The following is a 26,055-nucleotide window of genomic DNA, read 5'->3' as shown; positions in this document are numbered from 1 at the left end:
CGCCTTGGCCATGGCCGACACTGGGCGCCGTTTTTAACCTGCATACCGAGAGGATGATCCATGAGCGATATCCGTTTTGACGACAAGGTCGTCATCGTTACCGGCGCCGGTGGTGGCATCGGCCGCGCCCACGCACTGCTGTTCGCCAAGCATGGCGCCAAGGTCATCGTGAATGATCTGGGTGGCAGCACCCAGGGGGAAGGCGCCAACAGCGAAGCCGCGCTGAAGGTGGTCGAGGAAATCAAGGCCGCTGGCGGCACCGCAGTAGCCAATCCGGAAAACGTGATCGACGGCGACAAGATCGTCCAGTGCGCCATGGACAACTTCGGCCGTGTCGACGTTGTGGTGAACAACGCCGGCATCCTGCGCGACAAGAGCTTCGCCAAGATGACCGATGCCGACTGGGATCTGGTCTATCGCGTGCACGTGGAAGGCGCCTACAAGGTGACCCACGCCGCCTGGCCGCACATGAAGGACAGCAACTTTGGTCGCGTGATCTTCACTGCCTCCACCTCCGGTATCTATGGCAACTTCGGCCAGGCCAACTACGGCATGGCCAAGCTGGGCCTGTACGGCCTGACCCGCACCCTGGCGATCGAAGGCCGCAAGAACAACATCTTCGTCAACGCGATCGCCCCGACTGGCGGCACGCGCATGACCGAAGGCCTGTTCCCGCCGGGCGCGTTCGAAAAGCTCAAGCCCGAACTGGTCAGCCCCTTGGTAGCCTATCTGTGCTCGGAAGACTGCAAGGAAACGGGTAGCCTGTTCGAAGTCGGCGGCGGCTGGATGGGCAAGGTGCGCTGGGAGCGTTCGCTGGGCATCGGCTTCAACCCCGACGAAGGCTTCACGCCGGAAGATGTCGCGGCCAACTTCGAGAAGCTGTGCAGCTTCGAAGGCGCCGTGCACCCGAAGGACAATATCGAAGCGCTGCGTGAGCTGATGGCGAACATCCAGAAGTTCGCCTGACGTCGGGCTTTGCAGCGGCAAGCTTTGAGCTGCAAGCGACACGCCGACCGCGCCAGCAGAAATGAAAAAGCCCGCACTGGAAGCAGTGCGGGCTTTTCTTTGGGCTCGACGCTTGTGGTTCATGACCCCGGTGGATGGCTTCGGCCATCCACCCTGCATCGCCCGGCATCATCCTGACGTAGGGTGGAAAACCGCGCAGCGTTATCCACCGAGCGGCTTCCGCATCACACGAAAAAGCCCGCGCTGGTGACAGCGCGGGCTTTTTCTTTTAGGCCGACTCGGTCAGCTTGCAGCTTACTGCTCGAAGCTCGCCGCTGCCTTCCACGTCAAACGTAGAAAGCCTCCAGCGGCGGAAAGCCGTTGAACTCGATCGCGCTGTAGCTGGTGGTGTAGGCGCCGGTGGACAGCCAGTACATACGATCACCGATCGCCAGGTTCAGCGGCAGGCCGTACTTGTAGTTCTCGTACATGATGTCGGCGCTGTCGCAGGTCGGCCCGGCGATGACCGCTTCTTCCAGCTCGCCCTTCTTTTCGACATAGATCGGGAACTTGATCGACTCGTCCATGGTTTCGATCAGGCCGGAGAACTTGCCCACGTCGGTGAACACCCAGCGCTCGAGCGCTGTGTGTGACTTGCGCGATACCAGCACCACTTCGCTGACCAGGATGCCTGCGTTGGCAATCAGCGAACGACCCGGCTCGAGAATGATCTCCGGCAGCTCGTCACCGAAGTCTTCCTGCAGGAAGCGGGTGATCTCTTCGGCGTAAGTCTGCAAGGTATTGGTCTTGGTCAGATAGTTCGCCGGGAAGCCGCCACCCATGTTGATCATCTTCAGGGTGATGCCGTCTTCTTCCTTCAGACGCTCGAAGATGACCTTTACCTTGGCAATCGCCGCGTCCCACGCGCCGATATCGCGCTGCTGCGAGCCGACGTGGAAGGAGATGCCGTAGGGATCGAGACCCAGTTCCTTGGCCAGCACCAGCAGGTCCATGGCCATGTCGGTCTGGCAGCCGAACTTGCGCGACAGCGGCCAATCGGCAGTGGTCGAACCTTCAGTAAGGATGCGCACGTAGACTTTCGAGCCCGGTGCTGCCTTGGCGATGTTGCGCAGATCCGCTTCGGAATCGGTGGCGAACAGCCGTACGCCCTTCTCGTAGAAGGCGCGGATGTGCTTGGACTTCTTGATGGTGTTGCCGAAGCTGATCTGCTCCGGACGTACACCCAGAGCCATGACCTTCTCCAGCTCGTAGATCGAGGCGATGTCGAAGTTCGAGCCCTTGTCTTTCAACAGGCCCAGCACTTCATTGGACGGATTGGCTTTCACCGCGTAGTAGATCTTGGCGAAGGGAAAGCCTTCGACCAGGTCGTCGTATGCGCGGTCGATGGTCTTCAGGTCAACCACGAGAAACGGCGTGTCGTGCTGATCGGCACGGTCCTTGATGCGGCTGAAGGTCTCTTTGTCGAAGTAGTCTTCGAGTTTGATGGACATGGCGTCGGCTCCAAAGCTGTGAGTTCCGGATTCGGGCCGCGTGAGGACATGACGATCAGATGCAGGGCAGATGAGCGCGCAGCAGTCGCATGCAGACGAGGACTGCGGCGCGCTTTCCGACGGAAGCGCTCCGAACGATATATGGCCAACACACAACCCGGGGGTGCGAACGTCTGATCAGTATCCCCACTTTGGTTCGCCTACTTCCCAAGGCGTGCGCCGAAAGCAATAAGTCCGCGGCGGCAACCGTGGTCTTGCTGTCTCGTCGTCAGTACTTGAGCCGTATGGATCGTGCCAGCCTCAACGTTCGGGGCGAACCATAAAACCAAGCGGTCGTGTGGTCAATACCTGCCAGACATTTCGAGCAGTCTGGTGTGCGCTCGTGACGATCGAGTGACCGCCACGGAGCGATTCCGACCAGAGCCGGCTCCACCAGTGCCTCGGTTTGTAATGTCCAAGCGTAGACCATCGCCGGTTTGCACCGTTCGGCTGCTCTCGACGAAACACCCGTTCGATGCGACGCGTCAAACGCACCAAAACAAGGCTTCCGGATGCACGCGGCACCAGTCGTTGGCAGTGATCATCAGGCCACGACTCTGGCAAGGTGAGCGGGAAGGCCCCATGGCTACCGGCTGGCGAGTCACACGCCATCTGCCGCCGTTCTGGCACGAACCCTGCTGAATACCAACTTGTATACAAGATCGTATTGAATCCGCAGGAGGATCGATGGCAACGCAAAACGGCTGGACAATCAGGGAATGGCTCAGGGCCTATCGCGAAGACGGCCAAACGCCCCGGCATGCGCTGATGACGCTGCTCGAACACTTCGAGCCCGAAGACCCGGCATTCATTCATGTGGTCACTGCCGCTGAACTCTCCAGCCAACTGGATCAGCTCGATGCGATGGACGATGCCCGCGCGCTGCCCCTGTACGGCGTGCCCTGCGTAATCAAGGACAACATCGACGTAGCGGGACTCCCGACGACCGCCGCCTGCCCTGCCTTCCGATACGTCGCAGCCGCTGACGCCACCAGCGTTGCTCGCCTACGGGCCGCCGGCGCAATCATCATGGCCAAGACCAATCTGGATCAGTTCGCCACCGGTCTGGTCGGCACGCGCTCGCCGTACGGCGCGGTACCCAACAGCTTCAATCCGGACTACGTCTCCGGTGGTTCCAGCTCCGGCTCGGCGGTCGCGGTAGCCCGCGGCCTGGTCCCGTTCAGCCTGGGCACCGATACCGCCGGTTCCGGCAGGGTCCCCGCCGGCTTCAACAACCTGGTCGGACTCAAGCCAACCCGTGGACGCTTCAGCACCACCGGCGTGATACCTGCCTGCCGCAGTCTGGACTGCGTATCGATCTTCGCTCTGGACGTGGAAGACGCGCAGAGCGTCGCCAGAGTCATGACAGGCTTCGACCCGAGGGACGGTTACTCTCGCGAGCAGGAGCATCCGGCCACCCTCATGCAGGCCTCGCCGCGCTTCGGCATACCGAGTCAGTTGCCCTGGTTCGGCGATACCCAGGCCGAGGCGGCCTGGCAGGCCAGCCTGACCCGTCTGAAGGAGATGGCCGTGGAGCTGGTGGATATCGACTTCGCCCCGATGCAGCAGCTCGCCGAACTTCTCTACGGTGGCCCCTGGGTAGCCGAGCGCTACGCGGCGATCGCCTCGTTCATGGACGAGCATGCCGATCAGATGAATGAGGTCGTGCGCGGCATTCTCGCCAACGCGGCCAGATTCAGCGCCGCCGATACCTACCGAGCCGAATACCGCCGTGCCGATCTGGCGCGCGAAATACAGCTGCGCATGCAGCAGGTCGACGCGCTGTTGGTGCCCACAGCACCGCGCCTGCCCACATTGGCGGAGGTGGCCGCCGAACCGGTCGAGGTCAACAGCCAGCTCGGCACCTGGACCAATTTCGTCAACCTGGCCGATGGCTCTGCGCTGGCCCTACCGGCGGGCATGCGCGATGACGGGCTGCCATCTGGCATCACGCTGATCGGGGCTGCCTGGCAGGACGAAGCGCTGGCCGAGTTCGGTCGCCGCTGGCAGGCCTTCGCGCCGTGGAAAGCGGGCGCTACGCAGCGCGAGCTGCCTGCCCCTGCCCCGGCGCGTGACGCCCCTGAAGGCTACGTACGTCTCGCCGTGGTCGGCGCCCATCTCACCGGGATGCCGCTCAACACGCAGCTGGTGGAGCGCCGTGCACGCTTCGTCGAGAGCACCTTCACGGCCGATAACTACCGGCTGTACGCACTGCCCAATACCACCCCGCCCAAGCCCGGACTGATCCGAAGCGCCGACGGCGCCGCCATCATCGTCGAACTATGGGACGTGCCGCTGCAGGCATTCGGCAGTTTCGTCGCGCTCATTCCCGCTCCGCTTGGCATCGGCACGCTGACACTGCAGGACGGCCGCCAGGTCAAGGGTTTCATCTGCGAAGGAGCGGCCGTGGAAGGGGCGACCGACATCACTCATCTGGGCGGCTGGCGTGCCTATATTGCTTCACGGAACAGCTGACATGCCGACAGGCGAAGCGGATCCGGTCTCTTCGACAGCGCGCCCGGAGAATCTGACCGAGCGGGTGTACCGCCGTTTGAAGGAGGATATCTTCAGCTTCCGCCTGCTACCCGGCGAGCGCTTCACCGAAAACGAGATCGCTACGCTGACCGGCGCGAGTCGCACGCCGGTTCGCGAGGCGCTGACCCGGCTTGCGCGGGAGGGGTTCGTATCGGTCGCCTTTCGTAGCGGCTGGCAGGTCAGTCCATTCGAGTTCGCACAGTTCGAGCAGCTGTACGATGTTCGTATCGCGCTCGAACTCGCCGCAGTGGAGAAACTCTGTATCGCACCACCGCTGGTGGAGCTGAAAACCTTGGCAGACATCTGGCTGGTCGACCGGGACTCGCGGCTGAGCGATGGCCCGACCGTCTGCGCCCTGGACGAACGCTTCCACGAACACCTCGTCGAGGCCACCGGCAATCGGGAGATGGCCCGGATTCATCACGACATCAGTGAACGCCTGCATATCGTCCGCCGACTGGATTTCACCCAGTCCGCCCGCATTCAATGCACCTACGACGAGCACGGCGCGATCATCGAACGTATTCTCGCTGGCGACGCCGACCGCGCTCGCGAGCTGCTGCGTACGCATGTGCAGGAGAGCAAGGCCGAGGTCCGCCAGATCACCCTGCATACGCTTTACGAGGCGAGTCGCCGAACCGGGCGATAACAGAGCCGCCGCCGACGCTCAGGCAGAACCGACGGTCATTCTCCCGGTCCACTTTCTGAACGCCCCCGCCGCCCGGCGAACCGGCCTGTTTCAGGAGACAGCGCATGCCCCAGCTACCGATACGCCCTCTACCCTTCGAACCGCAGTTTGAACAGATCCATGAAAGCGAAGCGGATACTCAGCAGGAGATCATGGACTCGTTGCAGCATATTCTCGAGACCACTTACGCTCACGGCGGCCATGCCATCCGCAGCGTCCACGCGAAGAGCCATGGGCTGCTGGAAGGCACGCTGACAGTGGCGGCCGATTTGCCGGAGGCGCTGGCGCAAGGGGCCTTTGCGCAGCCGGGTAGCCACCCGGTGATCATGCGCCTGTCGACCAATCCGGGCGACATCCTCGCTGACACGGTGTCCACCCCGCGCGGGCTGGCGCTGAAGATCATGGATGTTCCGGGTAAGCGTCTTCCGGGCAGTGAAGAGGCCCGCACCCAGGACTTCGTGATGGTCAACGCCCCGGTCTTCATGGCGCCGGACACCAGGGCCTTTTCCCGCTCGCTGAAGTTGCTGGCGAAGACCACCGACAAGGCGCCGCACGCCAAGCAGGCGCTGTCGGCAGTACTGCGTGGCACCGAAGCGGTAGTCGAAAAGGCGGGGGGCGAGAGCGCCTCGCTCAAGAGTCTCGGCGGACATCCGGCCACCAACATGTTGGGAGAGACCTTCTACAGCGTGGTGCCGATGTTGTGGGGACCGTATTTCGCCAAGGTCAGCATTGCGCCCGTCTCGCCGGAACTCAAGCAACTCAAGGATCAGCCGCTGGAACTCAAGGACCGACCCAATGCACTGCGCGACGCGGTGACCGGGCACTTCCGGAGCCAGGGCGGGACCTGGGAGGTTCGGGTGCAACTGGCGACTGATCTGGAAAAGATGCCGATCGAGGACGCTACCGTGGAATGGCCTGAAGCAGAGAGTCCTTACATCACCGTCGGGCGCATCGAGGTTCAGCCGCAGGATGGCTGGTCGGAAGCATTGTCACGTCGAATCGATGACGGCATGGCATTCAGTCCCTGGCACGGACTCGCCGCACATCGGCCGCTCGGCAGCATCATGCGCGCGCGCAAACCCGCCTACGAAATGTCCGCCGGCTATCGCGCCTCGCACAACGGATGTCCCATCCACGAGCCCCGCTGAGACGGGGCGGGCTGCGTCTACGCTTCGTCCAGCGGCGGCGGCGTAGGCTCGCCGAACTTGATCAGGTTCCCGTGGGGATCGATGACATAGAGCTCCTTCATGCCCCACTCACGTTCCGTCGGGGGCTGAACATTGAGACCCTTGGCCAGAAACTCCTCATACAGCCCCTGGGTGCCGCCGACTCTGACGTAGCAGGAGGTGTTTTCCGCGATATGCCGCTCCCGGCAAAGCCAGAAATGCAGCTCGGCGCCGTCACGCTGCATGATGGCGTACTCCGCCTGTATCAGCAGCGGTTCGAAGCCCAGCCGCTGACTATAGAAATGCACGGTCTCGACGATCGACAACGAGGCCAGCACCGGGATGGTTGCATGAATGTGTGGAGTGGTCATATGCGAAACCTAGCTGAAAATTGCCGGGGCGGCCATGCAGGTGGCGACCGCCGGCGATCATTCCCCCTGCTCTCCTAATCGGCCTAGGCGCGCACGCTGCGCCAGGCGATGTCGGCGAACAGATCGCGACAATCGGCCAGATGGGTCCGGGTGCGCCCGGCCAGCCAGTTCCGGGCGAACTCCTGTGACGGGCCGATGATGATCGATACGAAGCAGTCCGGCGGCACCTTGAGAAAACACCCCTCACTGCGGTGCGCCTCGACACGGGAGTAAATCTGCAGATAGTTCTGCTGATTGGCTTCGAGCAGTGCGGGGCCCATCTCTCCCGCTTCGACCCGACTGCGGCTATGCAGAATGAACCGCGCCCAGTCCGGGTTGGCCACCACCCAGTCGATATAGCTGGTGACCAGCAGCCGGATGCAGGCTTCCGCGCTGGTGGCTTCGTCCATGCGGCTCTCGAGTACCGTCACGTAGTCCGCCAGACCGGCCAGATAGAGCGCGCCGATGATCCGCTCCTTATTGCCGAAATGGTGATACAGGCTGCCGATGCTGGCGTCGGCACGATCCCGGATCATCTCGATGGTCGTCGACTCGACCCCCTGCTCGGTAAAGCATTCGAGGGCCGCGAGCAAAATACTTTCCTTGCGGGACTTGCGTGGCATGACACATCTCGTATTAGAATATGATTCTAGAATTATGTTCTAGGCAGAAAGTGTAGCGTCATATCGACGCAAAGGCAATCAAGGAGAGATACGCAGATGACCCAGGCACTCAGGCTTTCCGAGCTGGACCTTCCCATCACGCAGAGGCCGGTCGGTGACAGTCGTTCAGGCTGCAGCCGGCACGGTGCGCTCATCGAGCCGAGCCACCAATCCGCCTGGCTTGGCAACAATGCAATCATGCAACGATGGCTAAAGCGAGCGCGCTCGCTGAGCCGCGTTCAACGAAAGAAGATCCCGTCTGATACCGGCAACCTCCCAGGCGGTCAGCACCAGGCCATCCCGGAACGCTCTGCGACACCGGACCGTGCTGCGGGCCATCTGACGCTTGCCGACATTGCCGAACTGGTGCGCGGCGTGCATATCGTCGCTCCCAACGTGGTCGGGCTGCCGTCGGTCGATGTGGAGTTGGACGGGCTGCTCCTGAGTCTGTCGGACAAGCTGGACTCTGACGCCCGGCATGATCCGTTGACCGGTCTGCTTACCCGCCCGGCGTTCATCTCCTGCCTGCAACATCTCGCTGCCGAAGCACGCCGACAGCGTAGCGGACATGTGCTGATCTTCCTGGATATCGTGCAGTTCAAGCTGATCAACAATACCTGCGGCTACGAAGCAGGTGACCGCTTCCTCCGTGAACTGGCCCTGCAGCTGCGAGGTCGCCTTGGCGACTCGGCCGAGATCGGGCGCCTGGGCGCTGATCGGTTCGCCGTGCTCGCTCCGTTGACCACGGAAAAAGCAGGCTACCTGCTGGCCACAGAGCTCAAGCGAATGGTCGAAGCGAGCCGCTTCGACCATGCCGGGCAGCGTTTCGTCACCAGCGCGGTAGTGGCGCTGGTCGGGATTGATCAGCATACCGATCATGCCCTGGAGCCGCTGCGAATGGCCGAAGCTGCGGCGGAACTGTGCAAACAGGCCGGCCGCACCGATGTTCAACTGGTCCGACCGGGAAATCCGGCGGTGGCCAGACGCGACCAGCTGATGTCCTGGGTCACCCGGATCAACAAGGCCATGGATGAGGACAACTTGCGGATTCGTTGCCAGAAAATCATGCCGATCGACCCGGCTTCGGGCGTGCTTCCGCACTACGAGGTGCTGCTGACGGTGATCGACCGGAATGGCCAGCACCTGCTTCCGGCCGACTTCATCAAGGCGGCCGAGCAATACGGCCGGATGGCAGCGGTCGACCGCTGGGTCATTCAGACCGTACTGACATGGATGGCGGCGCATCCGGCAGAGCTGCAACGATTCGGCGGGTTCTCGATCAATCTTTCCGGCCACTCGCTGAATGATGAGTCGTTCATCGATTTCCTGTTCGAGGCACTGGTTCGTCATGCGGTCCCGCGAGACCGGCTGATCTTCGAGATCACCGAGACCACCGCGGTAGCCAACCTGGAGGACGCCGCCGATTTCATCAACGAGATGCGCCGGATCGGATGCCGCTTCTCGCTCGACGATTTCGGCGTGGGCCAGTTCTCCTACGGATATCTCAAGCGGCTGCCGGTGGACTTCATCAAGATCGACGGCACGTTCATCGAACATATCGCCCGCGACGAGGTCGACCGCGCAGTGGTCAGATCCATCACCGAAATGGGTCACTTCCTGAACAAGAAGGTCATCGCCGAGCATGTATCCAGCGCGAACATCCTCAAGGTCATCCGCGATATCGGCGTGGATTATGCCCAGGGATTCCACATGGGCGAGCAGGTCATGCTGGACCAACTGGCCGCCGTTCTGAAGGTTCCGGCGTGACGCGGGCAGGACAACTTTCGCTTTGTTTGGCCTGCTTTATCCGCGACAATATCGACCGATTTCACATCCCCGCCGAAGGTCGGCCACAGCGGCTGGCCTTCGCCACGAGCAAGAACCGAAGCCGATATGTCCAACGTCACAGCCAAAGAAGTCGCCAAGCGCCGCACATTTGCGATCATTTCCCACCCCGACGCGGGTAAAACGACCATCACCGAGCGTTTGCTGCTGATGGGCCAGGCGATCAGCGTGGCCGGGACGGTCAAGGCGCGCAAATCCGACCGGCATGCGACCTCGGACTGGATGGCGATGGAGAAGCAGCGCGGCATCTCGGTCACCACGTCGGTCATGCAGTTTCCCTATCGCGAACGCATGATCAACCTCCTGGATACGCCCGGTCACGAGGACTTCTCTGAAGACACCTACCGCACGCTGACCGCAGTGGACTCTGCGTTGATGGTGCTCGACGGCGGCAAGGGCGTCGAGCCGCGAACCATTGCGCTGATGGAAGTGTGCCGACTTCGCGACACGCCCATCGTCAGCTTCGTGAACAAGCTCGACCGCGATATCCGCGACCCGATCGAGCTGCTCGATGAAATCGAGGCGGTACTCAAGATCAAGGCCGCGCCGATCACCTGGCCGATCGGCTGCTACCGCGATTTCAAGGGTGTTTACCACCTCGCCGACGACACCATCATCGTCTATGAATCGGGACACGGACACGAGCGTACCGAGCAGCGGGTAATCGCCAATCTCGATTCATCCGAGGCGCGCGATCATCTGGGCGATATGTACGACAGCTTCGTCGAAGAGCTCGAACTGGTTCAGGGTGCCTGTCACGAGTTCGACCGCGACGCATTCCTCAGCGGCGAGATGACCCCGGTGTTCTTCGGGACGGCGCTGGGCAACTTCGGCGTCGACCAGGTGCTCGACGCCATCGTCGACTGGGCGCCCGCTCCCCTGTCACGGCCCGCGCATGAGCGCAGCGTGGAGCCGACCGAAGAAACCTTTACCGGCTTCGTATTCAAGATTCAGGCAAACATGGACCCCAAGCACCGTGACCGGATCGCCTTCATGCGCATCTGCTCGGGGCGTTACGACAAGGGGATGAAGCTCCATCACGTCCGTACCGGAAAGGAAGTGCGCATCGCCGACGCGCTAACCTTTTTCGCCTCGGAGCGTGAGCATCTGGAGGAAGCCTGGGCGGGCGACATCATCGGCCTGCACAACCATGGCACCATCCAGATCGGCGACACCTTTACTCAGGGTGAAAGCATCGGTTTCACCGGCATTCCCCACTTTGCACCCGAACTGTTCCGCCGGGTGCGTCTGAAGGACCCGCTCAAGTCCAAGCAACTGCGTCAGGGCCTGCAGGAGCTGGCGGAGGAAGGCGCGACCCAGGTGTTCTTTCCTGAGCGCAGCAACGACATCATTCTCGGTGCCGTGGGCGTGCTGCAGTTCGACGTGGTCGCCAGCCGTCTGAAGGAGGAATACAAGGTCGAGTGCATGTACGAGCCGGTCAACGTCTGGTCGGCACGCTGGGTGGAGTCAGGCGACAGGAAGAAGCTCGAGGAATTCAAGACAAAGGCCATGGAGAACCTGGCCATCGACGGCGGCGGACATCTTACCTACCTCGCCCCGACGCGGGTCAACCTGAGCCTGACCGAAGAGCGCTGGCCCGATATCCGCTTCAGTGCAACCCGCGAGCATCACTGACGCATCGATACCGAGCGCAGCCGGCCGACGGCACCCGGTTCACACTCAGGCACCGGCGGTCTGTCAGAAGGTGATCCGCTGGCTCGGTTTTTCCACGACGGCCGGAGCGGGCTCAATTAGCGGCTGCAAACTGAGCCCCGGCCCCTCAAGCGGCTCTCGTGCCTGATTCCCTGACTCGCACGGCAGCGATATGACCTGCGCAGTGCCAGCACCCCGGACCTGTCCGTGATACGGGTCCGTGCAACCGGGTTGGTCCTTGTCTGCAGCATGACTGGCGACCATCCGCAGGCCCGCTGTGCCGGGCAGACGTTCCAGCGAAGCCAGTAGGCCGGACGTCGGCGCTCCTGCATCGCTCATTGCCGCCACCGTGGCGATCACCAGCGCGCAGCATCCAAGACGTTTCGATACGGTAAGTATCAGCATCTCTCATCACACTCCATTTGCGACATGAGCGCCAAACAAAGACGGCTCCGGCCGGCAAACGCCGACCGGAGCTCATCTTCTCCCGAACATCAAGGTACCAGCCGCGCCCATCCTGGACTTCGCGCGTCTGTAATCAAGGTTCAAGCAAAGCGCATACCAGAATATAAGCTCTTGATTCCGCCAACATTGTTCCGAAAGCAGCACCGGAACCTCGCGCCAACACGGGGCATCGCCGCTAGCGTGCCGCCAGCCGGTGCAGCCCACGCATGTGACAAGTCGGCGGGCGCGGTGGCATCCTGAGGTCGTATATGCTGCCGGAGCGTCAATTATGCGCCTGATCGACACCCACACCCATATCGACTATCAGGATTTTGACGCCGATCGTCGAGAAGTGCTCGCTCGTTCACATTCCCTGGGGGTGCATCGCGTACTGATCATGGGGGTAACGCACGCGAACTGGGAGCGTTCATGGCAATTGGCTACCAGCGCCGAAGGTCTTTATGCAGCGTTCGGCCTGCATCCGATCTATCTGGACGAGCATCAACCGAGCCACCTGCTCGAGTTGCGCGCCTGGCTGGAACGGGTAGCAGGGCATCCCAAATGCTGCGCAGTAGGCGAGATCGGGCTGGACTATTTTCTCAAGGATCTGAACCGTGACGAGCAGCAGCAGCTGCTCGAGGCGCAGCTGGACATCGCCCGCGAGCACGGCAAGCCAGTGCTGCTGCACGTACGCCGGGCGCATGCAGCGATGATCGCCACGCTCAAGCGCTGGCGTCTTCCCAGGGCGGGCATCGTGCATGCCTTCGCCGGCAGTCGGGAGGAAGCCCGGGAATACATCAAACTGGGGTTCAAGCTCGGGCTGGGCGGCGCGGCAACGTGGCCGCAGGCGAGCCGCCTGCGGCGGGTAATTGCGGAACTTCCGGCCTCGGCACTGGTGCTGGAAACGGACTCTCCCGATATGGCGCCGAGCTTTCAGGCCTATCAACGAAACAGCCCGGAGTATCTGCCTGAAATATGCCGCCAGCTGGCCGAGTTGCGGGGTGAAAGTCCCGAGCAGCTGGCCGAGGCCTGTTTGCATAACACCTGTGAATTGTTCGGCTGGCAGCCCGATGCGGTGCCCTGAGGCGCCGCGTCTGATAGAGTCGAGGATCGATATCTCAAAGGATAGGATTGCATATGGCATTCGGCGTGGTACTGCTGATCGTCTGGCTGATTCTGTTGATCCGCTTTCCGCGCGTCATGCTACGGGCGACTGGCGTACTGGTCATCGTTGCCGGTGTGTTTGCCGCAGGCGCAGCTTTCTGGCAGTGGCAACAACGACAGCGCGTAGAGCGTATCGACTTTGATATCCGCTATGACGCGCACAGCTGCAATCTGGCGCAACCGATTCGGGTGCGACTGATCAATCAGAGCGGCCGTGACGCTGTACAGGTGCACTGGGAGCTCAAGGCGGTACAACCGGGATACAGTACGAATCTGGTCGATACCAGCAGCGACGCCGCAACCTATCGTACCGAGAAGCGGTTGGCCGATGGCGAGGCCTTCGAGCAATGCCTGCCGCCTCCTCGGCTGCGCAGCGGCTATCGCGCCCGTGACCTCGAATACCGTGCCGACCGCATACGCGTCGACTTCGATTAACGACTCTCACAGGACATAACAACAATGAGCCAACCCGTCGCATTGATTACCGGCTGTTCATCCGGCATTGGCCAGGCCCTCGCTCACGTGATGCTGGACGAGGGCTATACGGTATGGGCCACTGCGCGCAATCCGGACACCCTCGCACAGCTGGTCACCCGCGGTGCCGTTCCAGTGACGCTGGATGTAAACGATGCCACGCAGCTTGCGGCCTGCGCCGAGCGCATCCATGCCGAAGCGGGTCGGCTCGATGTGTTGATCAACAATGCCGGGTACGGGGCCATGGGTCCGGTTCTGGACGCCGACCGCGAAACCCTGCTCAGACAATTTGACACCAACGTGTTCGCGCCCTTGCAGCTGGTGCGTGCGACCGCTGATCTGCTGCGTGCAAGCCATGGCCTGGTGGTCAATATCGGAAGCGTGTCGGGCGTCACCACCACGCCTTTCTCGGGCGTCTACTGCGCGTCGAAGGCGGCTCTCCATGCTCTGTCCGATGCGCTGCGCCTAGAACTGGCACCGTTCGGGATCAATGTGATGACCGTCAAGCCAGGCGCGATCGCATCGGATTTCGGCAACAATGCGACTGCCGCGATCACCATGGCCGAAGCATCCTGGTTCAAGCCCTGGGAGAAGGCGGTCCAGGCTCGAGCGAAGGCTTCGCAGCGTGCCACGTCGACCTCCGCAATGGATTTTTCCAAGGAACTGGTGCGCTACATCAAGAATCCGCTGCGTCCCGAGGAAGTGCTTATCGGTACCAGCAGCCGCAGCATGGTTGCGCTCAAGCGCTGGCTGCCCACGTCGGTACTCGACGCACGGCTGCGCAAGCGCTTCGGCCTGAACAAAGCCTGAGCCGCCACCCCACGATTATTCGTACAGGATCGCTTCGGCCTGCCGATCGGCAATGACCGACGGCGGCCGCCCCTCTGCCGTGCTTTGTTCGAAGATGGCTGCAAGCCGCTCGCCGATGCCGCTGACCCGTTCCGCAATTCGATTCGCCGGAACGTTCTGATGCGTGAGCGCCACATGCAGCAGTCCGCCTGCATTGATCACGTAATCCGGCGCGTACAGGATGCCGCGCCCGTCCAGGCGATCCGCAGCACCTGGTTCGGCGAGCTGGTTGTTTGCCGCACCGGCTACCACCGCGCAGCGCAGCTGATCGATATGTCCGCTGTCGAGAATACCCCCGAGGCCACAGGGGGCGAAGATATCGCACGGCGCCTCGTACACCGCATCAAGTGCAACCGGATGCGCGCCCGTTTCGTCAACCACCAGACGCACACGTCCTGGATCGATGTCGGCCACCAGCACGTCGGCGCCCTCCGCCACCAGCAGCTCTACCAGCGCGTAACCCACATTGCCCAGCCCTTGCACCATCACTCGGACCCCGGTCAGCGAATCCTGACCCAGCCGGTGGCGTGCGGCGGTGCGAATGCCGGATAACACACCCAGCGCGGTGTGCGGCGACGGGTCGCCTGCTTCGGAGGTGCTGGTGACATGGCGGGTTTCCTGGGCGATGCAGTCCATGTCCTGACTGCTGGTGCCGCTGTCCACGGCAGTGATGTAGCCCCCACGCAGCGACTCGATGCAGCGACCGAAGGCCTCGAACAGTGCGGCGCGGTTTTCCACATGCGGCTTGCGGATGATCACCGCCTTGCCACCCCCCTGCTGCAACCCCGCCAGCGCTGCCTTGTAGCTCATGCCGCGCGCCAGCCGCATGGCATCCGCCATAGCGTCGTTGAGGCTGTCGTAGGGTTGATAGCGGCTGCCGCCCAGAGCGGGACCAAGACGGGTGTTGTGGATGGCGATGATCGCCTCGAGCCCGGTTGCCGGGTCGGTGAACAGATGCAGCGCCTGCATCTTCTCTGCGCGCATAGCAGCAAACATGATGGCCTCGCCTTGCTGTCGGAGTGCTTGAACCAGTCACGCCCCGGCGGGGTCAATCCGGAGACGCAGGATCGCGTTGACACCACGATACACATTAAGGCTGGCCGTTGCCCAATAGTGTTTGGCAATATGCAGCGCAATTCCACCCGGAGGTTTCCCATGCGCTGGCTGTTACCCTTCTTTACCGTCTTTCTGATGCTTGGCCTGGCTGTGCCCGAGGCTGAAGCGCGTCGTATGGGCGGCGGCAAGAGCTTCGGCTCGGCTCCCATGCACCGTAGCCAGCCCGCCCAACAGCGTCAGCAGCAACAACGCGAGGACCGTGCAGCGCAGCAACAGCAGCGTTCGCAGACGGTTGCCAACTCCGGTGCACGACGCTGGCTCGGCCCGCTCGCCGGGATCGCCGCGGGCGGACTGCTGGCAGCCATGCTGTTCGGTGATGGCTTCGAAGGCATCCAGCTGTTCGACATACTCATGGTCGCCCTGATCGGCTTCATTCTGTTCAAGCTGTTCAGCCGGCGCGGTGCCGCCGCGCATCAGCGGCAGCCTGCCCCGGCAGGTCACGCGCCCGGCGGCGCATGGCAACGTCGACCGGAGCCAGAGATGGCGCACCCTGCCGCGTCGGGTGCGCATCGGATTGAAACCCGCGTGCCAGCCTGGTTCGATGCCGACCGCTTCCTGCGCGGTGCCGAAGAGCATTTCTTCACCCTCCAGCGTCACTGGCGAGACGGTGACGAAGCGGGCATGGCCGAGTACATGAGCCCCGAACTGCTGCGCGAAATGAGTGCCACGCGTCGCGCAGAGCCGCCGACCGTCAATGGCTTCGTCGAGCAGCTGCAGGTTCGTCTGGACGGGATCGAGGAAGTGGACGGTCGCGCCATCGCCACGGTCGGCTTTACCGGACTTGACCGTGATACCCCGGATGATGCGGGTGAGTGGTTCGATGAGAGCTGGCGTCTGGAGCGCGACGCTGGCGAGAACCAGCCCTGGATCATCACCGGCATCCGCCAGAACAGCTGAACGACCGCCGCCCCAACCCTGGGGCGGCAGCCGCGGCTAGCGCCGTACCGGCCGCTTCTGCAGCTTGCGCTGCAAGGTGCGCCGGTGCATTCCAAGGGCTCGGGCGGTCGCCGAAATATTGCCCTCATGCTCCGCCAGCACCCGCTGGATGTGCTCCCACTGTAACCGGTCGACGGACATCGGATGTTCCGGCACCAGGCTGTCCAGGTCTGCCTGCTCGGACAGCAGAGCGGTGAGAACGTCGTCGGCGTCGGCCGGCTTGCACAGATAGTTGCAGGCGCCTCGCTTGATCGCCTCGACCGCCGTAGCGATGCTCGAATAGCCCGTGAGAATCACCACCTTCAGATCCGGATACAGCTCCAGCAGCCGCGGCAGCAGCACCAGCCCGGAATCGCCCTCCATCTTCAGATCGAGCACCGCGTAATCCGGGCGCTCGCGCCGAGCCAATACCATCGCTTCTTCAGCATCGCCCGCGGTCTCTACCCGCAACCCGCGGCGAGACAGGGCTCTGGCCATGACGCGAGTAAAGGTCGGGTCGTCATCAACCAGCAACAGCAGCGGCAGGTCTTCCTGATTCAGTTCATCGCTCATCGAGATTCTCCGTGACGGTCGGCAGCGAGACTTCCGTGAGGGTCCCGCCACCGTCCTGATTGTACAGCTTGACGCTGCCGCCGAGACGCTCCACCGCCGCCTGGCTGAGGAATAATCCGAGCCCGAAACCCTTCTTCCCCTTGGTCGTCAGAAATGCGGTGCCCAGCTGCTCGGCTATATGCAGCGGCACACCCGGACCATGATCGCGTATGCGCAAACCCAGACGATCGGTACTCCAGCTGAGGGTGATCTCGATGCCGTCCGCGCAGGCGTCCGCCGCATTGTTGAGCAGATTGAGGATCGCCTGACCGAGCTCGGGACCGGCGAGCAGCTGTGGCGGCGGGCCGGGCTGCAAGGGTTTGAGCTGCCAGGAGGCCTCGGGCCGCATCAGTTGCCAGCGGGTCAGCAGCGCGTGCAGCCATTTATCCGCGCGGTCGAGTTGTTGCGGCTGACGGCGGTCTTCCTCGGCAGTACGGACCATATGCTGGAGACTCTGCTTGCACTGGGCAACCTGCTGCTGCAGCAGCTCGAGGTCCTCCTGCAACGCCGGGTCGGGGTGATCACTGCGCAGATCCTTGAGCAACACGCTCATGGTCGACAGCGGGGTGGAGAGCTCGTGGGCGGCTCCCGCAGCCACGCTGGCAATGCCCAGCAGCTGAGCGTCGCGCATGCTCTGCTCGCGACGCTCGGCCAGCCTCTCGGCATGCTGGCGCAACGCATCGGCCATGCGCACCACGAACAGACTGATCAGGCCGGCGCTCATGGCAAAGTTGAGCCACATCCCGATCACATGCAGATTGATCAGACTGGGCACCACCGGCAGCTCGAACGCATCGAGGGGCTGGTACCAGACCAGCAGGGCGCTGTAGGCAAATACCGCTACGCTGGCGAGAAACAGCGTGAACAGCCAGGGCAGGGTTGCCGCCGCGATGGTCAAGGGAACAAGATAATAGGACACGAAGGGATTGGTCGGACCACCCGAGTAGTAGAGCAATACGCTGTGAATCACCATATCGAACAGCAAATGCAGCCCGTACTCGATGTCAGTCACCGGCCAACGCCGGGACAGACGCAGCAGCGTAATGATGCTCACCGTGGCCGACACCGCCAGCGTGATCAGCAGCGGCATCCAGGGAAGCGGAAACCAGCCGCTGAGATAGGCGCCAGCCACCGATATGGCCTGGGCCAACCACACCAGCAACCGGATCAGAATCAATCGCCACAGATTCTGCCTGGAAGGCGATAGCGCCAGGGCGTTCGGACTGAAAAAGCGTTGCTGCACGATTTGCTCCATTGACTACGGATGTCTGGCACAACTGCTCTGAGCATGGCATAACAGCCGACATGTGCGTCGCAGAGCATCGCCGACGTACTCTTATAGCTTCGTCAAAGCCGGCTGTTCAAGGAGAAACACCCATGCGTCATTCTTGCGTGCTGAGCTGCGTGCTCGCACTGTCGTTCATGTCGGCCTCGGTACTGGCCGATGAGCCTCGCTACAACCAGGTATCACTCCGTGCAGAAGTCGAGCGCTCAGTCAGCCACGACACCATGCGCGTGACGCTGTACGCCGAAGACCAGCATCAGGACCCCGCCACCGTCGCCGAGCGCATCACCCGGCAGCTGAATGACGGGCTGAAGACGGCTCGCGGGACATCCGGCGTGACGGTGAGCAGCGGTAATCGCAGCAGCTATCCGGTCTATAGCGAAGACGGCAAGTCCATCGTCGCCTGGCGCGAACGCGGCGAGATAATTCTCGAGGGCAGCGATTTCGCCGCGCTGTCGAAGCTGACCGGCCAATTGCTCGGTTCGCTGAGCCTGGCCAACATGGACTTCAGCCTGTCCACGGCCAGTCAGCGCAGCACCGAGGACGAACTTATCAAGGAAGCCGTGGACGCGTTTCGCTCGCGCGCCGACATTGCCACCCGCGCGCTGGGCGGAAACACCTACAAGATCGTCAACCTGAACCTGAACACTCAGTTCGCTCCGCCGCCGGTGTTCTTTCGCGGCGCAGCCAAGATGAGCATGGCCGCCGACCGCGAGATGTCGACACCGTCCGTCGAAGGTGGGCAGGCCGATGTCACGGTCAGCGCTGACGGCGTCATCGAGGTCACGCTACCCTGATATCAGGGCCGCATGAACGCGTAGTCGGCATCGTCGTCAAGGTTGTCGGCAAGAAACCCCAGCTCATGGGCGATATCGGCGTTCGTGCGGCCACGCTTGTACACCGCGATCACTTCGCTCATCAGCGCGCGGGCGATGTCCTGCTCGTCGTAGCCCTGCGCAGCGGCGCGCTCCAGGGCTTGCTCCATGGTGGTTCTGGCTAAGGCGTAAACGCTCATGTCGGTTCTCCGAATAAAACCGCATTGCAGCATGAATGGGTGCGGCGAGTATTGATCTGGCTCAGCCTAGGAATCGAAAGGTTCCTGCAGGTAGCGGTCCGCGTCGAAGGTTTCCACCCAGTCAGGGTGGAAAACCACCAGCGCCGCGATTGCCGTGCCGTTGATGAAACCTTCGGGAAACATCACCAGCAAGGCGTACCCGAACAACTCCATTGCCGAATCAGGCGCGACCAGATTGCCTGACCAGGCGAGAAGCCCCATCCCGAGCAACAGGGTCACCACCGCCGCTATCCCCGCAGCGAAGAACCCGCTGATGAAAATGTACAGAAACAGGTTGGTCGGTTTTAGCCGCTCCAGCGCCTGGCTGATCATCACGGTGACCAGCACCGGCGCGAGGATCCGTAGCAGCCCGTTGGCTCCGAACGCCGCTGCATCGTCCACGCCCAGGAGCACCAGAGCGAACTGCGCCAGCGAGCCGGCGAGGATCGCCAGCGGCCAGTCGAGCAGTAGCATTACAGCCGTCAGGCCCAGAAAATGGAAACTCAGGCCGCTATCGAACTCGCGCCGCAACAGCCATAGCACGGCCAGCAGAAACACACTGCCATAGAACAGATGTTGTCGACGCTGATCGGCGATCAGCTCGATCCACCGCACACGGACCAGCGCATATACCAGCACCGCCGCGTGAGCGGTCAGCAGCAAAAGCATTTGCACGGTAGTCAGCAAACTCGCCGAGAGCATGGATCTTCCTCGCTAAGAAGGCGCTCATGGTAGCAGCACAGCCACATGCCAAGCGGATCTGCGCGCATCGGTCGCAGCCTGACCGCTTGACGAGCAAGCCTGATGCATTCTTGCTGGCCGCATACTAGAATGGCCGCATAGTCAGTCAAGCCTATCGCGCAGCGCCGTACTGCGCATCGCCATAAAAAAGGTCATGCCATGCCAAGTCGTCTGTATCCGGAAGATCAGAAGCGGGTCGAGGAATACTTGAGCTCCCCGCTGCATCAGGTCGAACGCAAGCCGTTCAGAGTCTGGGTGTTGCTCGCCATCATCCTTGGCAGCGTGATCGGTCTGGGACTGTTGTCCCGCGCTCTGGCATCGCTCGTCCTCGGTTAGGACGCTCTCGACTGACGACAGATTCCCGTTTAGCAGATGAGTCTCGTTAATGTCGCAATCAGAAACGCAAACCGCCCTGCCGCGTATCCTCGTGGTGGGTGGCGGTGCCGGCGGTCTGGAACTCGCCACCCGCCTTGGCCGCACGCTCGGAAAGAAGAAACGCGCCCAGATCACTTTGGCTGACGCCAACATGACCCACATCTGGAAGCCGCTGCTGCATGAAGTGGCCGCCGGATCGCTCAACTCCACCGAAGATGAACTCAATTACGTGGCCCAGGCCAAGTGGAATCACTTTCACTTTCAGCTGGGCGCCATGACCGGGCTGGACCGAGAGCAGCGCAAGGTGACGTTGGCCGCGATCAAGGATGAGAAAGGCAGCGAGTTGATCCCCGAACGTCAGCTGGGCTACGACTATCTCGTCATAGCGGTAGGCAGCAACACCAACGACTTCAATACCGCCGGGGCTGCCGAGCATTGCCTGTTTCTCGATACCCGCGCGCAGGCCGAGCGCTTCCACCGATTGCTGCTCAACCAGTACATGAAGGCGCAGGCTATCGAGCATACCCCGGGTGAGCCGATCAACGTCGCGATCATCGGCGCCGGCGCTACCGGAGTGGAACTGGCGGCCGAGCTCAATCACGCCGCGCGAATGCTGCAGGCCTACGGACTGGACCGAATCCGCCCGGAAGATCTCAACATCAACCTGGTCGAGGCCAGCAACCGGGTGCTGCCTGCGCTACCCGAACGGATCAGCGAACCGGTAACGCACACGCTGAACAACCTGGGCGTGCACATCCATACCGGCTCGCCGGTCAAGGAAGTGACCGCCGACGGCCTGCTGCTGGCCAATGGCGAAAGAATCCCTGCATCGCTCAAGGTGTGGGCCGCCGGCATCAAGGCTCCGGCTTTTCTCACGCAGCTGGGACTGGAAACCAACCGGATCAATCAGCTGGTGGTCACGCGTACGCTGCAGATACCGAACGAGCCGCGCATCTTCGCATTCGGCGATTGCGCCGCCTGCCCCACCGGCGAAGAAGGCCGGACGGTGCCGCCCCGCGCCCAGGCCGCGCATCAGCAGGCGAGCTTGCTGGCGAAGAACTTCAAACGGCTGCTCGAAGGCAAGGCGCTGCAGGAATACACCTACAAGGATTACGGCTCGCTGATCTCATTGGCCAGCTTCGATGCGGTCGGCAACCTGATGGGGAACCTGACCGGCAGCGTGATGCTTGAGGGCAAACTCGCCCGGATGTTCTACATATCCCTGTACCGGATGCATCAGATGGCGCTGTACGGGCTGCCAAGGACCATGATGCTGATGCTCAGTGACCGCATCGGGCGCAGCACCGAACCGCGTCTGAAGCTGCATTGAGGCGCTAGCGCCCGTCGAGTGCCAACACCAGAAACGTCGCGAGCCAATGCTCGCCCATGTAGTCATCCTGCAGGTGACCGGCACCCGCCTGCAGATGGCTCTCAGCAGCGGTGACCAGTATCGCCCGCGTCCGATGATCTGCCGGTAGACCTTCCGCGACTTCTCGCATGCACCATGCCCGACTGAGGTTCAACCCATCCAGATGAGCCAGACGGCCATCGCTTCGATCGGAAACCTGGACCGGATGTAGCAACTGGGCCGGGCTACCGTCAGCCAGATGCGGCAGGAATGCGTCGAACCACGCCGGGAACGCATCACCAAGCACCTGCTGCATGAGCAATGCCTCCTGCCAGCCAGGCGATAGAAAATCCTCCCCGCCCGGCTCCCAGCCCTGGTAATCCCGATCCGGGAGAAAATACCGGCTCGCCTGCTCGGAAATCTGCTCATGCAGACCAGGATCGAATCGGAAGGCGAAGTCGCCCGCCAGTAGCAGCGCAAAAGCGGTATTGTTGTGAGCGCCGCTACGGATCGGGTATAGCAGACGTGGCAGATAGAGCTTAAGCAGCTCCGACAGTCTGTCCGCGAATGGCTGCAGCGCGCTGGTCCAGCGCCCCAGGTGCTGAGCCTCAAGCTGATCCAGTTCGCTGAACAGCTTGAAAAACCAACACCAACCATACGGCCGCTCGAAGCCTGCCCGCCCCGGCCTGTCGAAAAACGCCAGCTCCCGTAAGACCTTTTCAGCCGTGTAGCTGCTTTCGAACAATGCCGTTATCGCTGCGGCTTCAGGTAACCCAGGGAACCGCCGTAGCAGTCGCGCAAGCAGCCAGTGGCCATGCACGCAGGAATGCCAGTCATAGCTGCCAAAGAAGATCGGATGATCGCTACAAGGGGTACCAGCGCTGTCCTCAGGCCCGTGGCTGCGCACGGTTTCGGAATGCGGATATTCGCGCTGCACATGGCCCAGGGCGATCTGCGCGAGACGGCTTGCGGTGGAAGAATCGAGGGAGGACAAGAACATGCTCCATGCTGAATAGATATCTGCTTGGGCCATGCGGGAACCGATCGGTTCGCTTGCGCACCGATGCGCAAAACGATGCCTGTGAGGCAAGATCGGCGGAGGAAGATATATCGAAGATGGTGGGTCGTGTAGGATTCGAACCTACGACCAATTGGTTAAAAGCCAACTGCTCTACCAACTGAGCTAACGACCCATATAAAAATGGTCGGGGTAGGGGGATTCGAACTCCCGACATCCTGCTCCCAAAGCAGGCGCGCTACCAGACTGCGCTATACCCCGATATCGTAGAAGATGGCTCCGCGACCTGGACTCGAACCAGGGACCCAATGATTAACAGTCATTTGCTCTACCGACTGAGCTATCGCGGAATTATCTCAAACGCCTCGACAGGGACCTTGAAGCTGTCACATAACCCCTGCTGAGGCGCGCCATTTTACCGGCCCGGCAGGTACTGTCAACACTTTTTCCCGCCTTTTGTAATCAATGGGTTGCGTCGCCCTGCGAAAAACGAAAAACCCGCCGGAAGGCGGGTTTTTTCACACCATTGAAGCGTGCGAATCAGGCAGAGGGACCCGCCTTGACGATCGACTCGGCCACCTCGAACTTCTTGAAGTTCTCGGTGAACAAACGCGCCAGCTCCTTCGCTGCAGCGTCGTATTTCGCCGGATCGGACCAGGTGTTGCGCGGGTTGAGCAGCTTGCTGTCCACACCGGGTACCGACTTCGGCACGTCCAGATTGATCACCGGAAGGTGCTCGGTCTCGGCACCGATCAGCGCGCCGGACTGAACCGCGGCGATGATTGCGCGGGTAGTCGGGATGCTGAAGCGAGTGCCCTCGCCATAGCCACCACCGGTCCAACCGGTGTTGACCAGGTACACCTTGCTGTTGAAACCATTGATGCGCTTGATCAGCAGTTCAGCGTACTCGCCGGCCGGACGCGGGAAGAACGGCGCGCCGAAGCAGGTGGAAAACGTCGACTTGATGCCGCTACCCGAGCCCATTTCGGTGGAGCCGACCAGCGCCGTGTAGCCGGACAGGAAGTGATAGGCCGCCTGCTCATTGTTAAGGATCGACACGGGCGGCAGCACGCCGGTCAGGTCGCACGTGAGGAAGATGATCGCGTTCGGCTCACCGGCGCGGTTCTCTACCACACGCTTGCGAACGTGCTCCAGCGGATAGGCAACGCGCGTATTCTGCGTGAGGCTGACATCGGTGTAATCGGCTACGCGGGTTTCCGGATCGATCACCACGTTTTCGACGATCGAGCCGAATTTGATGGCATTCCAGATGACCGGCTCGTTCTTCTGCGACAGGTCGATACACTTGGCGTAGCAACCGCCTTCGATGTTGAAGACGCTGCCTTCGGCCCAGCCGTGCTCGTCATCACCGATCAGGTTGCGCGACTCGTCAGCGGACAGCGTGGTCTTGCCAGTGCCGGACAGACCGAAGAACAACGTAGTATCGCCCTCGTCACCCACGTTGGCCGAGCAGTGCATCGGCAATACGTCCTTGGCCGGCAGAAGGAAGTTCTGAACCGAGAACATGGCTTTCTTCATTTCACCGGCGTACTGCATGCCTGCGAGCAGAACCTTGCGCTGGGCGAAATTGATGATGACGCAGCCGTCACTGTTGGTCCCGTCACGCTCCGGCTCACAGGTAAAGTAGGGCGCATTGAGAATCTGCCAGACCGGCTTGTCGGCCGGGTTGTGGCGCGGAGGATTGATGAACAGCGTGCGACCGAACACGTTGTGCCAGGCCGTTTCGGTGGTCATCACGACCGGCAGGTAATGCTCGGGATCCGCGCCGACATGCACATGCGAAACGAAGCTGTCGCGGCCTGCGACATAGGCCGTCACCCGGTCCCAGAGCGCGTCGAACTTCTCGGCGGGAAACTTGCGATTGATCGGCCCCCAGGCAATGGCGTCGCTGGTGGACGGCTCGTCAACGATGAAGCGGTCCATCGGCGAACGGCCAGTGCGCTCACCGGTCTTGACCACCAGCGCCCCGGTATCGGCCAGCTGGCCTTCGTTGCGCTGAACAGCCAGCTCGATCAGGTGGGCGATACTCAGGTCGGTATAAACAGTGTTGCTAGCATGCGTCATCTAACGTCGTCCTCTTCGGCCTCGACCGAAATTTCCATAAAGACCGATCGGCTCGGCCTCAGCACCTAGGGGAGAAAGGGTTTTTACAGCGTCTATATCAGCGCCAGAGCATCGCGCAAAGGCGCCATTATGCCAAAAAAAACCCTGCCGCGCTAAATCTCACCGCCTTGGCTCATACATAGAACCTATGGCCGGAATCGGAGATCCCGGCCGAGCTGGCAAGTTTTCAATGAAGACCCCTGGCACGCTCCTCTGCCGCTTCGAACAAACCTTCCAGTGCCTCACGGTCAAAGCGATAGGAGGCATTACAGAACTGGCAATCAACCGCCACTTCGCCGCCCCGCTCATCCAGCAGAGCCAACGCATCCTCACGTCCCAAACTGACAATTGCGTTACCGGATCGTTCCGCCGAGCAACTGCATTTGAATATCACCGGGCTTTCATCGAACAGGCGCACATCCTCTTCGTGATAAAGGCGGCGCAGCACCGTCTGGTTATCCAGACTGATGAGCTCTTCGGCGCTGAGTGTGTTGGCCAGGATCGACAGGTGCTCCCAGGTAGCAGCCCGTTGTTCAGGGTCCGGCTGGCGATCGGCCGGCAGCGCCTGCAGCATGAAGCCGCGGGCGACTCGCCCGTCGGCAACCAGACGGAACTGGGTAGGCAATTGCTCGGAGTTGGCAAAGTATCCTTCCAGCGCATTCGCCAGCGTGCCGCCCTCCAGGGAAACGATGCCCTGATAGCGCTGGCCGTTGTCAGGGTCGATGGTGATGGCCAACAGGCCGTCCGGCATCAGTTCGTTCAGCCGCTCGCCCGCCAGATCATCGGCGTAGCGGGCGATGCCACGCACCTCCTGACTGCTCGAGCACTCGATCATCAGCGTGGAGAGCGGTCCGGAAGAGCGCGCCTGCAGGATGAGCAGGCCGTCGAACTTGATGGCGGTCGACAGCAGGACCGAAGCGGCCAGCATTTCACCGAGAAGCGCGCGCACGGGTTCGGGATAATCATGCTTGGCGAGAATCTCGCGGTAGGCCAGCTCGAGTGAAACCAGTTGGCCGCGAGCGTCGGCATTATCGAACAGAAAGCGCTGGGTGACGTCCGTAGACTGCATGGTTGCACCTGCA

The 26,055-nt window shown here is 61.8% G+C and carries 25 protein-coding genes and 3 tRNA genes; 13 read left to right on the top strand and 15 right to left on the bottom strand.

All coding sequences use genetic code 11. The annotated features are described in order from the left end of the window. The first annotated feature begins 60 nt into the window (after positions 1-60). On the top strand, positions 61-966 hold the full coding sequence (locus KEM63_RS02805) for an SDR family oxidoreductase (protein WP_223654696.1): 906 nt from the start codon (positions 61-63) through the stop codon (positions 964-966). A gap of 326 nt (positions 967-1,292) precedes the next feature. Here KEM63_RS02805 and KEM63_RS02800 read toward each other — a convergent pair whose 3' ends face one another. After that, positions 1,293-2,456 carry a type III PLP-dependent enzyme gene (locus KEM63_RS02800; protein WP_223654695.1) on the bottom strand — a complete coding sequence of 388 codons (1,164 nt, stop codon included), beginning with the start codon at positions 2,454-2,456 and terminating at the stop codon, positions 1,293-1,295. A gap of 726 nt (positions 2,457-3,182) precedes the next feature. Here KEM63_RS02800 and atzF point away from each other — a divergent pair. From atzF to KEM63_RS02785, 3 genes are all read left to right on the top strand, one after another. Beyond that, positions 3,183-4,970, top strand: a complete 1,788-nt coding sequence (gene atzF / locus KEM63_RS02795; protein ID WP_223654694.1) for an allophanate hydrolase — start codon at positions 3,183-3,185, stop codon at positions 4,968-4,970. Between the two features lies 1 nt (position 4,971). Next, positions 4,972-5,679, top strand: a complete 708-nt coding sequence (locus KEM63_RS02790) for a GntR family transcriptional regulator (RefSeq protein WP_223654693.1) — start codon at positions 4,972-4,974, stop codon at positions 5,677-5,679. 104 nt (positions 5,680-5,783) lie between these two features. Continuing rightward, a complete protein-coding gene (locus KEM63_RS02785) occupies positions 5,784-6,866 on the top strand; it encodes a catalase family protein (protein ID WP_223654692.1) in 1,083 nt (360 codons plus the stop codon). Between the two features lie 17 nt (positions 6,867-6,883). Here the strand turns inward: KEM63_RS02785 and KEM63_RS02780 are convergent, their stop codons facing one another. Beyond that, the gene (locus KEM63_RS02780; protein ID WP_223654691.1) at positions 6,884-7,255 is read right to left on the bottom strand and encodes a bleomycin resistance protein; all 372 of its coding nucleotides are present in this window, start codon (positions 7,253-7,255) and stop codon (positions 6,884-6,886) included. Positions 7,256-7,338: 83 nt separating this feature from the next. Then, positions 7,339-7,917, bottom strand: coding sequence for a TetR/AcrR family transcriptional regulator (locus KEM63_RS02775; RefSeq protein WP_223654690.1), 579 nt, complete (start codon positions 7,915-7,917; stop codon positions 7,339-7,341). A 96-nt stretch (positions 7,918-8,013) separates the two neighbouring features. Between KEM63_RS02775 and KEM63_RS02770 the strand changes: the two genes are divergently transcribed. Together KEM63_RS02770 and KEM63_RS02765 are read left to right on the top strand one after the other, a co-directional pair. Next, entirely contained in the window at positions 8,014-9,723 is a 1,710-nt protein-coding gene (locus KEM63_RS02770) for an EAL domain-containing protein (RefSeq protein WP_223654689.1), read from the top strand. A gap of 126 nt (positions 9,724-9,849) precedes the next feature. After that, positions 9,850-11,436, top strand: a complete 1,587-nt coding sequence (locus KEM63_RS02765) for a peptide chain release factor 3 (RefSeq protein ID WP_223654688.1) — start codon at positions 9,850-9,852, stop codon at positions 11,434-11,436. Positions 11,437-11,499: 63 nt separating this feature from the next. Here KEM63_RS02765 and KEM63_RS02760 read toward each other — a convergent pair whose 3' ends face one another. Continuing rightward, on the bottom strand, positions 11,500-11,859 hold the full coding sequence (locus KEM63_RS02760; protein WP_223654687.1) for a hypothetical protein: 360 nt from the start codon (positions 11,857-11,859) through the stop codon (positions 11,500-11,502). Between the two features lie 328 nt (positions 11,860-12,187). Here KEM63_RS02760 and KEM63_RS02755 point away from each other — a divergent pair, with 328 nt between their 5' ends. Genes KEM63_RS02755 through KEM63_RS02745 form a run of 3 tightly spaced genes read left to right on the top strand, consistent with a single transcriptional unit; the run spans position 12,188 to position 14,346 of the window. Beyond that, the gene (locus KEM63_RS02755) at positions 12,188-12,982 is read left to right on the top strand and encodes a TatD family hydrolase (protein WP_223654686.1); all 795 of its coding nucleotides are present in this window, start codon (positions 12,188-12,190) and stop codon (positions 12,980-12,982) included. 53 nt (positions 12,983-13,035) lie between these two features. Then, positions 13,036-13,497 carry a hypothetical protein gene (locus KEM63_RS02750; RefSeq protein WP_223654685.1) on the top strand — a complete coding sequence of 154 codons (462 nt, stop codon included), beginning with the start codon at positions 13,036-13,038 and terminating at the stop codon, positions 13,495-13,497. 24 nt (positions 13,498-13,521) lie between these two features. Continuing rightward, entirely contained in the window at positions 13,522-14,346 is an 825-nt protein-coding gene (locus tag KEM63_RS02745; RefSeq protein ID WP_223654684.1) for an SDR family oxidoreductase, read from the top strand. A gap of 15 nt (positions 14,347-14,361) precedes the next feature. Here the strand turns inward: KEM63_RS02745 and KEM63_RS02740 are convergent, their stop codons facing one another. Then, entirely contained in the window at positions 14,362-15,381 is a 1,020-nt protein-coding gene (locus KEM63_RS02740; protein ID WP_223654683.1) for a Leu/Phe/Val dehydrogenase, read from the bottom strand. A 159-nt stretch (positions 15,382-15,540) separates the two neighbouring features. Here KEM63_RS02740 and KEM63_RS02735 point away from each other — a divergent pair, with 159 nt between their 5' ends. Next, positions 15,541-16,398, top strand: coding sequence for a Tim44 domain-containing protein (locus KEM63_RS02735; protein ID WP_223654682.1), 858 nt, complete (start codon positions 15,541-15,543; stop codon positions 16,396-16,398). Positions 16,399-16,434: 36 nt separating this feature from the next. Here KEM63_RS02735 and KEM63_RS02730 read toward each other — a convergent pair whose 3' ends face one another. Both KEM63_RS02730 and KEM63_RS02725 read right to left on the bottom strand, forming a co-directional pair. Continuing rightward, entirely contained in the window at positions 16,435-16,989 is a 555-nt protein-coding gene (locus tag KEM63_RS02730) for a response regulator transcription factor (protein WP_223654681.1), read from the bottom strand. Then, complete coding sequence (locus tag KEM63_RS02725; protein WP_223654680.1) at positions 16,979-18,271, bottom strand: ATP-binding protein; 1,293 nt, start codon at positions 18,269-18,271, stop codon at positions 16,979-16,981. The genes KEM63_RS02730 and KEM63_RS02725 overlap by 11 nt, the downstream gene beginning before the upstream one ends. A gap of 134 nt (positions 18,272-18,405) precedes the next feature. On the opposite strand from KEM63_RS02725, the gene KEM63_RS02720 reads away from it, so the two are divergent. Then, the gene (locus KEM63_RS02720) at positions 18,406-19,110 is read left to right on the top strand and encodes an SIMPL domain-containing protein (protein ID WP_223654679.1); all 705 of its coding nucleotides are present in this window, start codon (positions 18,406-18,408) and stop codon (positions 19,108-19,110) included. Positions 19,111-19,112: 2 nt separating this feature from the next. On the opposite strand, the gene KEM63_RS02715 is transcribed toward KEM63_RS02720, so the two are convergent. Further along, positions 19,113-19,328, bottom strand: coding sequence for a hypothetical protein (locus KEM63_RS02715; protein WP_223654678.1), 216 nt, complete (start codon positions 19,326-19,328; stop codon positions 19,113-19,115). A 66-nt stretch (positions 19,329-19,394) separates the two neighbouring features. Further along, positions 19,395-20,069, bottom strand: a complete 675-nt coding sequence (locus KEM63_RS02710; RefSeq protein ID WP_223654677.1) for an energy-coupling factor ABC transporter permease — start codon at positions 20,067-20,069, stop codon at positions 19,395-19,397. A 198-nt stretch (positions 20,070-20,267) separates the two neighbouring features. Here KEM63_RS02710 and KEM63_RS02705 point away from each other — a divergent pair, with 198 nt between their 5' ends. Together KEM63_RS02705 and KEM63_RS02700 are read left to right on the top strand one after the other, a co-directional pair. After that, positions 20,268-20,444, top strand: a complete 177-nt coding sequence (locus KEM63_RS02705) for a DUF3094 family protein (RefSeq protein WP_223654676.1) — start codon at positions 20,268-20,270, stop codon at positions 20,442-20,444. Positions 20,445-20,493: 49 nt separating this feature from the next. Beyond that, complete coding sequence (locus KEM63_RS02700; protein WP_223654675.1) at positions 20,494-21,813, top strand: NAD(P)/FAD-dependent oxidoreductase; 1,320 nt, start codon at positions 20,494-20,496, stop codon at positions 21,811-21,813. 4 nt (positions 21,814-21,817) lie between these two features. Here KEM63_RS02700 and KEM63_RS02695 read toward each other — a convergent pair whose 3' ends face one another. From KEM63_RS02695 to hslO, 6 genes are all read right to left on the bottom strand, one after another. Beyond that, the gene (locus tag KEM63_RS02695) at positions 21,818-22,825 is read right to left on the bottom strand and encodes a DUF2891 domain-containing protein (RefSeq protein ID WP_223654674.1); all 1,008 of its coding nucleotides are present in this window, start codon (positions 22,823-22,825) and stop codon (positions 21,818-21,820) included. 123 nt (positions 22,826-22,948) lie between these two features. Beyond that, positions 22,949-23,024, bottom strand: a tRNA-Lys gene (locus tag KEM63_RS02690). 9 nt (positions 23,025-23,033) lie between these two features. After that, positions 23,034-23,110 (bottom strand) — tRNA-Pro (locus KEM63_RS02685). Positions 23,111-23,123: 13 nt separating this feature from the next. Beyond that, positions 23,124-23,199 (bottom strand) — tRNA-Asn (locus KEM63_RS02680). Positions 23,200-23,389: 190 nt separating this feature from the next. Beyond that, a complete protein-coding gene (locus KEM63_RS02675; protein ID WP_223654673.1) occupies positions 23,390-24,934 on the bottom strand; it encodes a phosphoenolpyruvate carboxykinase in 1,545 nt (514 codons plus the stop codon). 226 nt (positions 24,935-25,160) lie between these two features. Continuing rightward, entirely contained in the window at positions 25,161-26,042 is an 882-nt protein-coding gene (gene hslO, locus KEM63_RS02670) for an Hsp33 family molecular chaperone HslO (RefSeq protein WP_223654672.1), read from the bottom strand. Positions 26,043-26,055 lie beyond the last annotated feature (13 nt).

The sequence above is a fragment of the Halopseudomonas nanhaiensis genome (assembly GCF_020025155.1).
In the GTDB taxonomy this organism is placed as follows: domain Bacteria; phylum Pseudomonadota; class Gammaproteobacteria; order Pseudomonadales; family Pseudomonadaceae; genus Halopseudomonas; species Halopseudomonas nanhaiensis.
Note: the sequence above shows the minus strand (reverse complement) of the source record. Positions and strands in the feature narration are given on the sequence as shown.